This window comes from Acinetobacter psychrotolerans (genome assembly GCF_048552595.1).
Taxonomy (GTDB): Bacteria; Pseudomonadota; Gammaproteobacteria; order Pseudomonadales; family Moraxellaceae; genus Acinetobacter.
In genome coordinates, this window is the sequence record NZ_JBIMDK010000007.1 from 67,509 (window position 1) to 80,525 (window position 13,017).

The following is a 13,017-nucleotide window of genomic DNA, read 5'->3' on the forward strand; positions in this document are numbered from 1 at the left end:
TTTGGTTTTGAGAGATTAACTGATGATTAAAATTCCGTCAACATCCGTACTTAAAAAAATGACTAAAAAAGTGAACCAACCAAAACAAGAACGCACCCAAAAAAGAATGGAACGGGTCATAGAAACAACACGAGAATTGGTTTTAAGTGTTGGAATTGAAAAGATTTCTATTCCAGAAATTGCCAATGCTTCTGGCGTTCCACGTACAAGTATCTATCAATTTTTTCCGACGAAATACGATATTTTGCGGCATATTGCTTTATTGCATTTAAATGATTTGATTAAAAAGTTAGGTCAATCTGCGGTCAAAGTCCTGACCGAACACCCAAAAGTGTCGATTGATGAATATGGTCAATTACTCACGGCAAATATGATTCGTACAACTGCTCAATTTTTTAACGAGTCTGAAGTGGCGAGCTTAATTATTTTAAGTGGACCATTTACCCGCCAAGCTTATTTAGAGTACCAAGTTGAACTGAAGAAGGTCAGTGTCGGTGTACGTAAAGCATTGGAAATGATTAAAGTTGATAATTACGTACCGCAAACACCAGATACTTTAATGATTTTGATGGAATTAGTTTTTACTTGTATGAAACATGGCTATTACAACGATAACTATATTTCGGAAGCGATTATTCAGGAAGCATATCGTATGGCAATTGCCTATCTATTGGCGTTAAAAAATAACTCATTTCATATTTCTCAAGTTTAAAATTGGTGATCTAAGCGATCTATCCGGATGATGAATAGACCGTTTTCATTCAAATTCAAGGCGTATAGCGTGTTTGATAACTTGCTTTACGTTCTGTTAGTTGTTGCTTACGCTCTGTGGTTGTCACGTATTTGGTGCCGCTAGGCAATACAGATTTTAGCGCTGCAATTTTGACTTTTTGGATGCTTGCAGTCGGTACTTGAATTGCATTACCCGACAATCCTTGCCAACGAGGATTTAAATAGCCACGATTTAAACCATCGGTATTGATCCAGTTATACACACCAGGATCTTGCTTAGCGATAACATAAGTATAACTACCATCAGCATTGGCTATGGACTGTGCATTATTTAAAGTCTGAGTGGTATTGATGTAATCTGTTGTAATAAACCATTGATTATAAACAGGTAAAATAAAGTAATTTGCACCACCTAAAGTCGTGGTGTAGACCAAAGCCTCATCATCAGCAATATCAAATGAGCTATAAGTTGCCGCTTGTGTGGAAAGGCGACCTGCTGAACCTCCTAAGCTAATTTCAGGTAGCGTATTGACTAAAGGTGCATTAGCCAATTGATAATAATAATTGTAGGCAGAGCCAGCTGTGGTTGCTGTGCTTAAAAAATATTGATATTGCTGATCTGTGCTAATACTTGCTACACGTTTCGAACCGTCAGTACGTTCGATGCTCAATTTATCAAAATACTGATTTTTCCAATCATTGATCGTATTGCGAATAAATAACTTTACAACTTTATCTTGCAATACGATCGAGTTTTTATAAGTAGATGGTGCGGTAGATTTACTTACATAAATTTCAAATGAGCCATCGGCATTACGGACTAAATCTTTAGTGGCTAAGTTGGCTAATGTCTGGTTGTTGCTATCCCACTGCGAGAAATTAACATCAAGCGGAATATGCGTTGTCGCTTCACCTTTGATGATGTAACTAATATTAGGATCAATGGGAATAGTGCGATAGGTTGTATCTGGATTATCAAAAACCGTTCTAGAACCTAGAACGTTCAGCCCAAACCAAGAGTGTGGAGCTGCAAGTGTCGAAACGATTTTTTCATTATTCACATCAATGTTAAAAATCGTGAGCAAACTGGCAAATGCACTTTCTTGCACAGAAGATTCAAGTAATTTTAGGTTATAGTCATCGATGGGTGTATTGTATTTTTTTGCAATTGCGAGTAAATCTTGCGCCTTATTTTGTAGTGCTGTTTTAGCTTCTGTACGAGAGATAAAATCCAGTGCATTACGTTCTGCATCTACCTGATCTTGGCTGGCCAAACCGTTTGAACTGGTCGAAGGGCTAGGCGAGGTGGCGAAACTTGCAGTTTTCGTTTCATTGTCACTGTCATTACAAGCGGCGAGTAAGCTTAGACCTGCACTGAAGATTAAACTCGGTAAAATTTTATTGTTCATATCACTTATGCTCATGGTTTTTAAAGATAATATCGACTTGGTTCTAGATCTATAAATAAGAAATAATGATTAAGTTTGTATAGAAAATCTTTAGTATTATTTGTATTAAGTTACTGAATTTAAATGCTATAACTTTGTTGTTATAAAAACCCTGCAACGGAATTGAGAGCGTAAAAATGAAAGCTGTATTTTTAGATTATGAATCTTTAGATAAAAAAGATTTGGATTTTTCTCAATTAAAATCAGCATTTGATGAGCTCATTCTTTATCCATCTACAACAGCCGAACAAATTTTAGAGCGTATTCAAAATGTAGATGTGGTCATTAGTAATAAAGTTGTGATCGATGCAAATATGATGGAACAGTGTCATAAATTGAAACTGATTTTAATTTCTGCGACTGGAACCAATAACGTCGATTTGAATAAGGCAAAATCCAAAGGAATTATGGTTTGTAATTGCCAAGGCTATGGAACGGCAGCAGTTGCACAACATACAATATCGTTAATGTTGGCATTGTCGACTTCACTACTTAAATATAATCAAGCTGTTCAGCAAGGTGAATGGAACAAATCACCAATTTTTTGTTTACTTGATTTTCCGATTATCGAACTTTCAGGCAAAACTTTAGGCATTATTGGCTATGGCGAATTAGGGCAAGCAGTTGCAAGACTTGCCGAAGCTTTTAGCATGAACGTTATTATTGGTTCATTGCCAAATCGCCCAAGTGACCAAAGTCGTGTGCCTTTTACAGATTTACTCGCGCAGGTGGATTTTTTAAGTTTTCATTGTCCATTAACCGATGAAACACGAGATTTAATGGGAGATCAACAATTTGATCTCATGAAAAAATCAGCATTTTTAATTAATTGTGCACGTGGTGGCATTGTTAATGAACAAGCGCTGGCAGATGCTTTAAGGCAAGGAAAAATTGCAGGTGCAGCAACCGATGTACTTTTTGTAGAGCCACCGAAAGCGGGTAATATTTTACTTGCAGATGATATTCCCAATTTAATCATTACCCCACACAGTGCATGGGGCAGTAGGGAAGCAAGACAACGTATGGTGAACCAATTATTTGAAAATGCACAAGCATTTAAACATGGGCAACCCATTCGACAAGTGAATGGCTAAAGCCATCGAGCATGACTATTCATCAATAATCATTTATAAACGATTCAAAAGTTAACGAGGTACGCCCACATCATCGTCGGATATCATTGGTTTATTTTCAGTATTTTCAATCGGTAATGATTGTTTCTTTATTTCAGGTTCTTCTAGTATTGTATTTTGTGGCTGTTGTTGCGCTTGCATCACGATAGGTGCTTCAGGGACAGTTATTGTTGCTGTCGCAACATTAGTATTATTCATGGTACTTTTTGGTGGTGTTGAAGATTGACTTAAACTACCTTGTTGAATAGGGACATTTGAAGTGGTTCTGCCCAAAACGCTGTCTTTAGTTTGCTCTACTTTTTTAACTGCTGTATCAATCCCTTGGCGAGTATTGTCTCGGGCAATGGTGGCTTGTTCAGTCGTATAGTTTTTTGTATTTTCGATAGTTTCGTCAAATTGAGGCTTTATCTTTTGAATACCTTTTTCAGTTGCAGTCCCTACTTTTTCAGCAGTATTTTGGATTGCTGAACCGGTTTTATGTGCCAATACTTTAAAAATATTTGGATTATCACCATAGGGTTGGTTCTGAGTATCTGTTTGCGCATAGATTGTTGGTGCTGTAAGTATTGCAGTGACCAGACATAGGCTTTTGACCATCTTCATGATGTTTTTCATCCCTTTATGATGATTGTAGCGATTCGCTCAGTGCTTATTGGGATTATCATACTGTTTTATTTAGATAAAAAGTAAAATGGAAAGAAAAATCCTACAGCAAGAAAACATATGTATACATTGCATGCCATGTTACTGGCTGATGTATAAGAAAAGCTCACCAAAGTGAGCTTTTCTTGATTGGCGATAAATTTAAATTATTTTGTAGCAACTTTGGCATCAGTAGATACTGCGACTTTAGCGCTACCTACTGGCGATAAAACCTGAGTTTGTGAAGCTACTTTTGCAGTTGTATTGGTTGGTTTTGGTTTGACTATTTTTTTAGTTTTCTGCCAAGTTTTACTGGTTACAGATTTAGTTTGATCCTTCACTTTAACCGCTGCTTCTTTGGTGTTATGACCTGCTTTAGAACTTAGTTTTTTGGTATTTTCCCATGCACCTTTAGTTGCTACTTTACCTTTGTCTATACCTGTTTTAACATCTGTATCGACTTTGTCAGCAACATGTTTGGTGTCATGCCATACATCTTTAGAGACATCACGGGTTTTATCGACACCCTTTTCAACACCAGTACCGACTTTATCTGCAACATGTTTAGTGTCATCCCACGCATCTTTAGAAACATCTCTGGTTTTAACTACACCTTTTTCGATACCTGCACCCACTTTTTCTGCTGTGTGATGGATACCTTGACCAATGTTGCTTAGAACTCCTCCATTGCTTCCTACTTCAGCCGAAGCATTTGCACTTACATCTGTATTGGCAAAAAGAGGGGAGCTTGCAAGAAGTGCTGTTGCGATCACTGTTGTTTTAAGCATTTTCATAATTAGTTTTTTCCTATAAGTGATTCAATCAAATTTTGAGTCACCTATATCATAATGTTAAAAATGTATGAAAATAGACTTTGTGATCAAACATCAACAGCTTAGCTACAAAGGTGAAACAAAAATGACAGAATTGTGAATATGCTTTACATAAGCTAAATTTTTAAATGATTGATTTTTATCAACTCATAGTATTTTATCTTTTTAATATTTATACATATTAAAATATAGATTTAACAAAGATTTATGGCGGATTTTTTGTAAATCTTAATCAATCTGAATAAGTTTAATTTTTTATATAATCGTAATGAAAATATTACATTTTTACCCTGACAGCAAATAGATGGATATGGCAGGGTAATGAGTGGATCAATGACATTTTTCTAAATGAGACGCTTTGAAATTCTTTTTGAGTGAGTCAAAATTTTTGAGTTTTTCTGTATCTTCCGGATTAAAAACCGTCTGTTTTTTTTCTACTTCTGAATCCACATTTGAAAATGCTGAAATAAGTTGATCACCTTTAAAAATCCAATGTTCTGTGGCTTTGCCTGTTTCAAAGTTACCTGTAAATTCGATCACGCAGTTGTCTTTTTGCTTAATGAGTCGAGCTAAGTTGTGTTTGGTTGTGGGTTCAGCAGAGATATTTTTATGTTGTTCGATGACAATAGGGGCGTTAGGGCTTGTAGGTATCGTTGAGCAAGCGGTGATTACGGCGGTTGTAAAAAGTGTAGAGATGATAATTTTTGAATTCATTAGAATACTGTCTGATTGTCAAAATGATACTTTTTAGTATAGATAAGCCGTATTTAAAAGCCTATGAAAATTAGGCTCTTAAATGTATGGTTTTTATTATTGAGATGTATTAGATAATTTAGGAGTTGCTTTTTGGACTTCAACTTTTTTTGCTTCAGGTGTAAATAAGAATGAAACTGATCCAATAATTATTAAGCATGCTATTAATACAACAGCAAATTTAAGTCTAAATAGCTTTAAATCTCTGACATAAATCAATTTCAAATGTTCAAAAGCTAGCTCTTTGACAAATGGAAAATTGGCATTATCTAATTCATCTGAATAATTTTGTACTGTCTGATTGGCTCGAATATCTGTACGGAAGAAACCATTGATTAAATTAAATTTAAAAGTCCCCCCACCATAGTAATGACCTTTCTGAGCATAGCCATCATTAATATGTTTACTTGGATTATCAATTGCCGAAAGTGCTGCTAATAGGATTAAAACAGCAATTAGCCAAATCGCAAAGATCAGCCAGGCTAATCCTTGTTGCCACCATAGACCATTTGAGTTTAAAAATTCATAAATTGTTCTGATCTGTGGGAAAGGGACAATACAACCTGCTAATAAAGCACCAATCTTAAAATCGATTGCTCGTATATTTTGCTGGGTATCTTGTATAGCAGAATGTAGGAATTCAAGTCTATCCATTTTCTTCTACCCAATTATTCATTGTGATATTCACATAATTTCCTTGATAACAATCAGGAAGATAACATTTTGATACTAAGGATTTATTATCATTATTTAAATTATCATAAAAAATATTAGAAATAAGTGTACGTGACCTTCCATCTTTATTTGCTTTTGAACATAAGTCAGCAGTCTCACTAACAAGCTTACCTATCCATGTCACTTCATTGATTCCACTTCCGCTGTAACCTGCTTTAATCATTAAAGTTTCACTATAATGCACACCTGTACCTGCTTTAATCGCAGTATATTTTTTCTTTCTAAGTTTTATATTTAATGTATCGATTAAAGAGTTTATTTTTGCAGAAATAGAAAACACATTATTAACATCAGTTTTAAGAGGTGTATTATAAATAGCCCAAACACAATCACCTTCAATATATAATTCTTTGACGGTATCTAAACTATTGAGAAGAGCTACTAATTCAGAGATATAACTTCTGTAAACTTTTGCTAAAACAGGTCTTGTATGATTATTTGCATAATCTTTAGAGCCTCGCATATCTACGAAAATAGCAGATCCATATACGTAATACCCATTAGTAAAAGTTAAATTATCTCGACTAGGGATCTCTTTTTTATCTTCGTAATTATTATCTGAAGAATCTAAAATTTCATCTATGCGATCACGACTCTTTTGGAAATCATAAGTTTTGTAATTTGCTTGCATTATTTTTCATCAATAAAAAACCCCACTACTTTATAGCGGGGTTTTCATTTTATTTCAAATATTTAACTTAGTGTTGTAACACCGAAATATCCGCAACACTTGTAAACAAATCACGCAACTGCGCAAGAATACGTAAACGATTGGCTTTCAAATCTGCATCTTCCGCCATGACCATTACACCTTCAAAGAAAGCATCAATTGGTGCACGTAAGGCTGCAAGTTTAGACAACGCTTCTGTATAGTCTTTCGTAGCTAAAAGCGGTTGAACCACAGGAAGTACGTTTTGAATCTCGGTATAAAGTGCTTTTTCAGCATCTTCAACCAATTTAGATTCAACAATTTCACCTGTCGGTGCAGCTTCTTTCGCCAAGATATTTGCAACACGCTTATTGGCAGCAGCAAGTGCAGCAGCTTCAGGCAAGTTACGGAAATGATTCACCGCAGTGACACGCTTATCAAAATCTAAAGGAGATTTTGGAGAAAGTGCTTGAACGGCTTGAATTACATCAACAGCAACGCCTTGGTCTTCATACTTGGCACGGTAACGACCTTCAAGGAAGTTCACAGCATCTGCTAAAGTTTTCGCATGGTCAGTAATGACATCACCATAGGCATTCAGTGCAAGCTTGATTAAATCTTCAATTGAAACATCAAGATTATTTTCAGTCACTAGACGTAAAATACCAATTGCAGAACGACGTAAAGCAAACGGGTCTTTCGAACCTGTAGGCGCTTGACCAATACCGAAAATACCTGTGAGCGTGTCTAAACGATCTGCAAGGGCAATGGTTGTACCTGTTTTCGTTTTTGGTAGAACATCACCAGCAAACTTAGGTAAATATTGCTCGCCTAAAGCTTCTGCAACTTCGTTATTTTCACCTTCAATACGTGCGTAATAAGTACCCGCAATGCCTTGAAGTTCTGGGAATTCACCCACCAATTCAGAGGTTAAGTCACATTTTGCAAGTAGCGCTGCTTTTTCAGCATCAGCAGGAGTTGCACCTGTAATTGCAGATAATGCGACAGCCAATTTGGCAATACGTTCAGACTTGTTCCAAAGCGTACCCAATTGTGCTTGGAATACCATGTTCGCAAGTTTTTCTTTACGAGATGCAAGCGGTTGCTTTTGATCTTGTAAGAAGAAGAATTCTGCATCAGACAAACGAGGACGTACAACTTTCTCATTTCCTTCAATAATTTGAGCAGGATCTTTAGACTCAATATTAGAAACGGTAATGAAGTAAGGTTGTAATTTATTCTCTGCATTCACCAGACAGAAATATTTTTGGTTGTCTTGCATCGTGGTAATTAAAGCTTCTTGCGGTACGGCAAGGAAACGCTCTTCAAAACTTGCACGAAGCGCAACAGGCCATTCAACCAATGCCGTCACTTCATCACGAAGATCGCTTGGTACAATCGCAATAGCATTTACTTCATCTGCAAGTGCTTTTACTTGACCATCAATAATAGATTGACGTTCTTCAAAGTTTGCAATCACATACGCTGCTTTTAACTTCGCTAGGTATTCATCTGCATGCGTTAAAGTAATGGCTTCAGGTGCATGGAAACGATGACCAAAAGTCACATTGCCTGCTTTATGATCCTGAATGGTTGCATCAACAACATCATTGTCTTTTAACAATACAACCCATTTTACTGGGCGTACGAATTCAGTACGGCTAGCCGCTGAACGCATACGTTTTGCAATTGGCAGATTGTCTAAAGCAGTTTGTAAAATTTGTGGAAGTAATACGTCAAGGCTTTGACCTTTCACATCTTTCAAGTAGCACACTTTTTCAACTTTACCTGCTTGGAAAGTCGTTACTTGGTCTGCTGTGATGCCTTGACCGCGCATAAAGCCTTCAAGTGCTTTAGTTGGGTTTCCTTCTGCATCAAAAGCGGCTTGTTTTGCAGGGCCATCAAAACGTTTTTGCGTATCTGCTTGAGCAGCATCGACATTGACAATTTTTAAAGCCAAACGACGTGGTGCTGCATAAGCTTCGATAGAATCAAAAGCCAAGCCTGCTTCTTTTAAACCTTTAACTGTTTCTGCTTGTAGAGCATCACGTAAGGTTTTTAAGTTTTTTGGTGGTAATTCTTCACAGCCCAATTCGAACAAAACGGTATGTTTAGACATTATTTGCTCTCCTTGTTGGCTTCTTTCGCTTCTGCTTCAACTTGTGCTTTTAACTGCGCTAAGACTTCATCACGTAAAGCAGGTTCTGCCATAGGGAAGCCAAGCTTCGCACGTGCAGCGACATAACTTTGTGCAATTGAACGTGCCAAAGTACGTACACGTAAAATATAACGCTGACGTTCTGTCACTGAAATTGCGCCACGTGCGTCTAACAAGTTAAAGCAATGAGATGCTTTAATCACTTGCTCATATGCAGGAAGTGGTAGTTCAGCTTCAATTAAACGTGTTGCTTCAGCTTCATAGAAATCGAACAATTCAAACATTTTTTCAACGTTTGCATATTCAAAGTTATAAGTTGATTGTTCAACTTCATTTTGATGGAACACGTCACCATAAGTCACAGTACCGAATTGACCTTTTGTCCAAACCAAGTCGTAAACGGAATCTACGCCTTGTAGGTACATTGCTAAACGTTCTAAACCGTAAGTGATTTCACCTGTAACTGGGTAGCACTCAATACCGCCAACTTGCTGGAAGTAGGTGAACTGAGTCACTTCCATACCGTTTAACCAAACTTCCCAACCTAAGCCCCATGCGCCTAATGTTGGAGATTCCCAGTTGTCTTCTACGAAACGAATATCGTGTACTAAGGTATCAATTCCAATGGCTTTTAACGAATCTAAATAAAGCTGTTGGATATTGTCTGGGTTTGGTTTAAGCACGACTTGGAATTGGTAATAGTGCTGTAAACGGTTTGGATTTTCGCCGTAACGTCCGTCTTTTGGACGGCGTGATGGCTGAACGTATGCCGCGTTCCATGTTTCAGGGCCAAGCGCGCGTAAGAATGTTGCAGTGTGGAATGTCCCAGCACCCATTTCCATATCGTAAGGTTGTAATATGACACAACCCTGTTCAGCCCAGTAATTTTGTAAGGCAAGAATTAAGCCTTGAAATGTATCAATATGCGATATGGCGCGACTCATGCAGCATCCATTATAAATATGAGAAAAATTGGTTCTCAGTATAAGGATTTTGGTGGGGAGTGGCAAAGGTTATAGATCAGGTTATGTTGTTTTTCATAGAGCAATTGCTTTCTTGTATTTTGAATATTTTCCAGAGTTCTAATGATTTGAATTTTGTGTAGTACTTATACCAAGCATAATTTGAATTGTGATTGGTATTAAGGAAATTTTTAATCATTAGCTTTATCTGTAATCTTGTTAATTAGTTGTGATTTTTTTTGAAAAAATATTTAAAAACATCCAGTAACAGTATCCTGTAAATACAGCAATGATATAGAAATACCAGTTGGAAAATAGTTCCCATAGTGGTTCTGGAAATGATCCAGTAAAAACTAAATAACCAATGATGGTGACTATCAGCCACATGAATAACGAACCAGTTACGATACTAAAAAAATTGAGCCAATGTCTAGCAGCAAGCCAAATTGAAATTGCATATGCAATGGGAATAACAATGATGCAATAGATAATGTAAATTATCCCAGTAATGCCCAAGACAGTCGCTAATGATTGAATGTCATAGTTCTTATTCATTGTTATAAATATCACTGCAAGTAGAATTTGAGTGATGAGTGGGCATGAAAATAAGGCTTGTAAAATTATTTTATTGTTATACTGCATTGAACAAAAATCATAATGGAATGAATGATGCAATCATCTTTGATTATTGGTCTATTTGCGAGTGTATTTTGCATTCAATCTGCTTGGGCGCACGAAGAAGAAAGCGATATTTATAGTCAATGCGTGGATAAGGTCATTCAGCAGCAAAAACTACCTGGAATAAATAATATGGTGGTTGATGCATGCAGTAATGAAGCGGTTAGCATTTATCAAAAACAAATTGTGAAGTTGCTCGACCGAATTAAACAGCAAAGTCAAACATTTGCTCAACCTGAGCGTTATCAAAAAATTATGAAATCGCAACAGCTGTGGAAGGCTTATGTCGATCAGGAATGTAGTAATGCAGGTGACTTTATTGGTTCGCCTATGTATGGGTTTTGTCCAATGGAAGAATATAGTTTAAGGGTTAAGCAATTATCACAATATGCAGATGATTAGTGTTTTTTCGTCAGCTTGATATGAAATTATGCTTAACTTTATTGATGTCGACTGTCGGTATCTATAAAGTATAAAATGAATATAGCTTAGTGGTAGGCTTCATTCATCATGTTGAATCTTTCTTTATTTTCTTGCATTGTGGAAAATAAAAGGGCTGATGAAATCAGTCCAATCATCGATACGTATAATTGCAACATCAAAACATTGAAAAAAGGATAGCTGTGTTTCACTCAAAGCTTGAATGGTTAAATATTTTAAAACCTAATTTTAAAGTCTTACCGTTAAAAGATCGGTTACTTTGTGGCATTGGTGCTTTATTGGGTTTGGCAATATCGTCATTAATCAGTTGGTATGTACTGGGTGATTTCAATGCGTGGTATATCGCACCTATGGGTGCGTCTTCGGTATTGCTTTTTGCAGTACCGGCCAGTCCTTTGGCACAGCCGTGGAATATGGTGGTGGGGAATACCATTGCAGGTGTTATTGGTGTGACTTGCGCTATGTTTATTTCCAACTCGACAGAAGCATTTAGTGTTGCTGTGGCATTGGCAATTTTCCTAATGATGACAACAGATTCGTTGCATCCACCCAGTGGAGCCGTGGCGATTACTGCGGTATTGGGTGGAGAGTCCATCCATCAATTGGGTTATTACTTTATTTTCTATCCAGTGCTGTTAAATTCAGTACTGCTTTTGGTCATTGCGATTATTTTTAACCGTCTATTAGGCAAGCAATACCCACAAGTTGCACAAATCAATACACGAACCAAAGACCCTACACCGACCCAAAAAGTCACCATCCAACCGCAAGATATTCAAGATGTTTTAGAAGAGCAAACTGAGCTTTTAGATATTAGTGAATATGACTTACAAAAAATTATTCTAGAAGCCCAAGCGAAAGCCAATGCACGTATTGTCAGTGAATTTCTGTGTCAGGATATTATGAGTAAAGATGTAATTAGTCTCTATGAACAAGATGATATTCACCAAGCTTTAGACAAGTTTAAACATATTAATTTAATGAGTTTACCCGTGGTCAATACTGAACATGAGTTGGTTGGAACTTTAGCGCTTTATGATGTTGTAGAATGGTTTAAACGTGCTGCTGATCCACGTGCTTCATGGGAGCATTTAGTCAAACAAATTATGGATCGCAAAGTGGTGACAGTACAGCCGACTCAACCGATTCAAGATCTTGTGCCATATTTTGTGGAGCGTTCTTTTAATTATATTCCTGTGGTAGAACAGCAAAAATTGGTGGGTATTATTAGCCGAGCAGATATGATTGCAGTTATGCAGCAACAACTGAATCATGTTGCACATTTATAATAATGAGAGGATTGAAGACCCTAAAAATAATGCAAAAAAAAAAGCTACGTCAGTTGGGGAACTGTCGTAGCTGAAAAAGGAAACTTACACAAAATAATTTACAGGCTCGACTAAAACTAAAAAGTGCCAAACATTTTCATTGTCAATTAATAGGTTTTCTCTTCATGTATAGTCTTTATAGTGTGCTGATAATTCATTGGTTCATCCAGTCTTAGCTTTTGTTTTGGAATAAGTAACCAAAGTGCCAAGTACACAATAAGACCAGGGAATGCGGCACTCATACATGAAATTGCGACGAAGAGAATGCGTAATAGTGTCACATTCCAACCAAAACGTTCAGCAATACCGCCCATAACACCGGCGATCATATTGTGTCGGCTCGAACGATATAAACCAGAATTGGCCATCAAAAACTCCTTAATCAAATTCAAAACTTTATTCTTTAATTGAGAATAACTACCTACACTTATTTATATGGTAACTGGAAAAAAAACTTCAAGTATCGGGTATTGTGATTTTGTAAGTACTCTGTAACTTTAAGACTTTTAATCTTCAATAAGATGA

General features: G+C 36.7%; 14 protein-coding genes. 4 read left to right on the forward strand and 10 right to left on the reverse strand.

Features of this window, described 5'->3' with window-relative positions; genetic code table 11:
- The first annotated feature begins 22 nt into the window (after positions 1–22).
- Positions 23–712: a TetR/AcrR family transcriptional regulator gene (locus ACG94X_RS08390; protein WP_419383273.1), complete on the forward strand. Its 690-nt coding sequence runs from the start codon at positions 23–25 to the stop codon at positions 710–712.
- Between the two features lie 55 nt (positions 713–767).
- On the opposite strand, the gene ACG94X_RS08395 is transcribed toward ACG94X_RS08390, so the two are convergent.
- On the reverse strand, positions 768–2,141 hold the full coding sequence (locus ACG94X_RS08395) for a hypothetical protein (protein ID WP_419383274.1): 1,374 nt from the start codon (positions 2,139–2,141) through the stop codon (positions 768–770).
- 176 nt (positions 2,142–2,317) lie between these two features.
- On the opposite strand from ACG94X_RS08395, the gene ACG94X_RS08400 reads away from it, so the two are divergent.
- Positions 2,318–3,274, forward strand: a complete 957-nt coding sequence (locus ACG94X_RS08400) for a 2-hydroxyacid dehydrogenase (RefSeq protein WP_419383275.1) — start codon at positions 2,318–2,320, stop codon at positions 3,272–3,274.
- Between the two features lie 51 nt (positions 3,275–3,325).
- Here the strand turns inward: ACG94X_RS08400 and ACG94X_RS08405 are convergent, their stop codons facing one another.
- From ACG94X_RS08405 to ACG94X_RS08440, 8 genes are all read right to left on the reverse strand, one after another.
- Positions 3,326–3,916, reverse strand: coding sequence for a hypothetical protein (locus ACG94X_RS08405; protein ID WP_419383276.1), 591 nt, complete (start codon positions 3,914–3,916; stop codon positions 3,326–3,328).
- Positions 3,917–4,122: 206 nt separating this feature from the next.
- Entirely contained in the window at positions 4,123–4,749 is a 627-nt protein-coding gene (locus ACG94X_RS08410) for a hypothetical protein (protein WP_419383277.1), read from the reverse strand.
- Positions 4,750–5,118: 369 nt separating this feature from the next.
- The gene (locus tag ACG94X_RS08415) at positions 5,119–5,502 is read right to left on the reverse strand and encodes a hypothetical protein (protein WP_419383278.1); all 384 of its coding nucleotides are present in this window, start codon (positions 5,500–5,502) and stop codon (positions 5,119–5,121) included.
- 96 nt (positions 5,503–5,598) lie between these two features.
- Positions 5,599–6,195 (reverse strand): hypothetical protein, encoded by a 597-nt coding sequence (locus ACG94X_RS08420; protein WP_419383279.1) that lies wholly within the window; start codon positions 6,193–6,195, stop codon positions 5,599–5,601.
- A complete protein-coding gene (locus tag ACG94X_RS08425) occupies positions 6,188–6,907 on the reverse strand; it encodes an adenylate/guanylate cyclase domain-containing protein (protein ID WP_419383280.1) in 720 nt (239 codons plus the stop codon). Before ACG94X_RS08425 ends, ACG94X_RS08420 begins: the two co-directional genes overlap by 8 nt.
- A 67-nt stretch (positions 6,908–6,974) precedes the next feature.
- Positions 6,975–9,044 carry a glycine--tRNA ligase subunit beta gene (gene glyS, locus ACG94X_RS08430; protein WP_419383281.1) on the reverse strand — a complete coding sequence of 690 codons (2,070 nt, stop codon included), beginning with the start codon at positions 9,042–9,044 and terminating at the stop codon, positions 6,975–6,977.
- Positions 9,044–10,027, reverse strand: a complete 984-nt coding sequence (glyQ, locus tag ACG94X_RS08435) for a glycine--tRNA ligase subunit alpha (RefSeq protein WP_419383282.1) — start codon at positions 10,025–10,027, stop codon at positions 9,044–9,046. Before glyQ ends, glyS begins: the two co-directional genes overlap by 1 nt.
- A gap of 237 nt (positions 10,028–10,264) precedes the next feature.
- Positions 10,265–10,600, reverse strand: a complete 336-nt coding sequence (locus ACG94X_RS08440; protein ID WP_419383283.1) for a hypothetical protein — start codon at positions 10,598–10,600, stop codon at positions 10,265–10,267.
- Between the two features lie 111 nt (positions 10,601–10,711).
- On the opposite strand from ACG94X_RS08440, the gene ACG94X_RS08445 reads away from it, so the two are divergent.
- Both ACG94X_RS08445 and ACG94X_RS08450 read left to right on the forward strand, forming a co-directional pair.
- Positions 10,712–11,125, forward strand: a complete 414-nt coding sequence (locus ACG94X_RS08445; RefSeq protein ID WP_419383284.1) for a lysozyme inhibitor LprI family protein — start codon at positions 10,712–10,714, stop codon at positions 11,123–11,125.
- A gap of 221 nt (positions 11,126–11,346) precedes the next feature.
- Positions 11,347–12,453 carry an HPP family protein gene (locus ACG94X_RS08450; protein ID WP_419383285.1) on the forward strand — a complete coding sequence of 369 codons (1,107 nt, stop codon included), beginning with the start codon at positions 11,347–11,349 and terminating at the stop codon, positions 12,451–12,453.
- 146 nt (positions 12,454–12,599) lie between these two features.
- Here ACG94X_RS08450 and ACG94X_RS08455 read toward each other — a convergent pair whose 3' ends face one another.
- Complete coding sequence (locus ACG94X_RS08455) at positions 12,600–12,860, reverse strand: PspC domain-containing protein (protein ID WP_419383286.1); 261 nt, start codon at positions 12,858–12,860, stop codon at positions 12,600–12,602.
- Between the last annotated feature and the right edge of the window lie 157 nt (positions 12,861–13,017).

What these genes read in the sequence shown, in the direction of transcription:
- ACG94X_RS08400 (WP_419383275.1), top strand. Translation starts at nt 2,318, where the DNA reads ATGAAAGCTGTATTTTTAGATTATGAATCTTTAGATAAAAAAGATTTG.
- ACG94X_RS08395 (WP_419383274.1), bottom strand. Translation starts at nt 2,141, where the DNA reads ATGAACAATAAAATTTTACCGAGTTTAATCTTCAGTGCAGGTCTAAGC.
- ACG94X_RS08445 (WP_419383284.1), top strand. Translation starts at nt 10,712, where the DNA reads ATGATGCAATCATCTTTGATTATTGGTCTATTTGCGAGTGTATTTTGC.
- ACG94X_RS08405 (WP_419383276.1), bottom strand. Translation starts at nt 3,916, where the DNA reads ATGAAGATGGTCAAAAGCCTATGTCTGGTCACTGCAATACTTACAGCA.
- ACG94X_RS08455 (WP_419383286.1), bottom strand. Translation starts at nt 12,860, where the DNA reads ATGGCCAATTCTGGTTTATATCGTTCGAGCCGACACAATATGATCGCC.
- ACG94X_RS08410 (WP_419383277.1), bottom strand. Translation starts at nt 4,749, where the DNA reads ATGAAAATGCTTAAAACAACAGTGATCGCAACAGCACTTCTTGCAAGC.
- ACG94X_RS08415 (WP_419383278.1), bottom strand. Translation starts at nt 5,502, where the DNA reads ATGAATTCAAAAATTATCATCTCTACACTTTTTACAACCGCCGTAATC.
- ACG94X_RS08390 (WP_419383273.1), top strand. Translation starts at nt 23, where the DNA reads ATGATTAAAATTCCGTCAACATCCGTACTTAAAAAAATGACTAAAAAA.
- ACG94X_RS08440 (WP_419383283.1), bottom strand. Translation starts at nt 10,600, where the DNA reads ATGAATAAGAACTATGACATTCAATCATTAGCGACTGTCTTGGGCATT.
- ACG94X_RS08425 (WP_419383280.1), bottom strand. Translation starts at nt 6,907, where the DNA reads ATGCAAGCAAATTACAAAACTTATGATTTCCAAAAGAGTCGTGATCGC.
- glyS (WP_419383281.1), bottom strand. Translation starts at nt 9,044, where the DNA reads ATGTCTAAACATACCGTTTTGTTCGAATTGGGCTGTGAAGAATTACCA.
- glyQ (WP_419383282.1), bottom strand. Translation starts at nt 10,027, where the DNA reads ATGAGTCGCGCCATATCGCATATTGATACATTTCAAGGCTTAATTCTT.
- ACG94X_RS08420 (WP_419383279.1), bottom strand. Translation starts at nt 6,195, where the DNA reads ATGGATAGACTTGAATTCCTACATTCTGCTATACAAGATACCCAGCAA.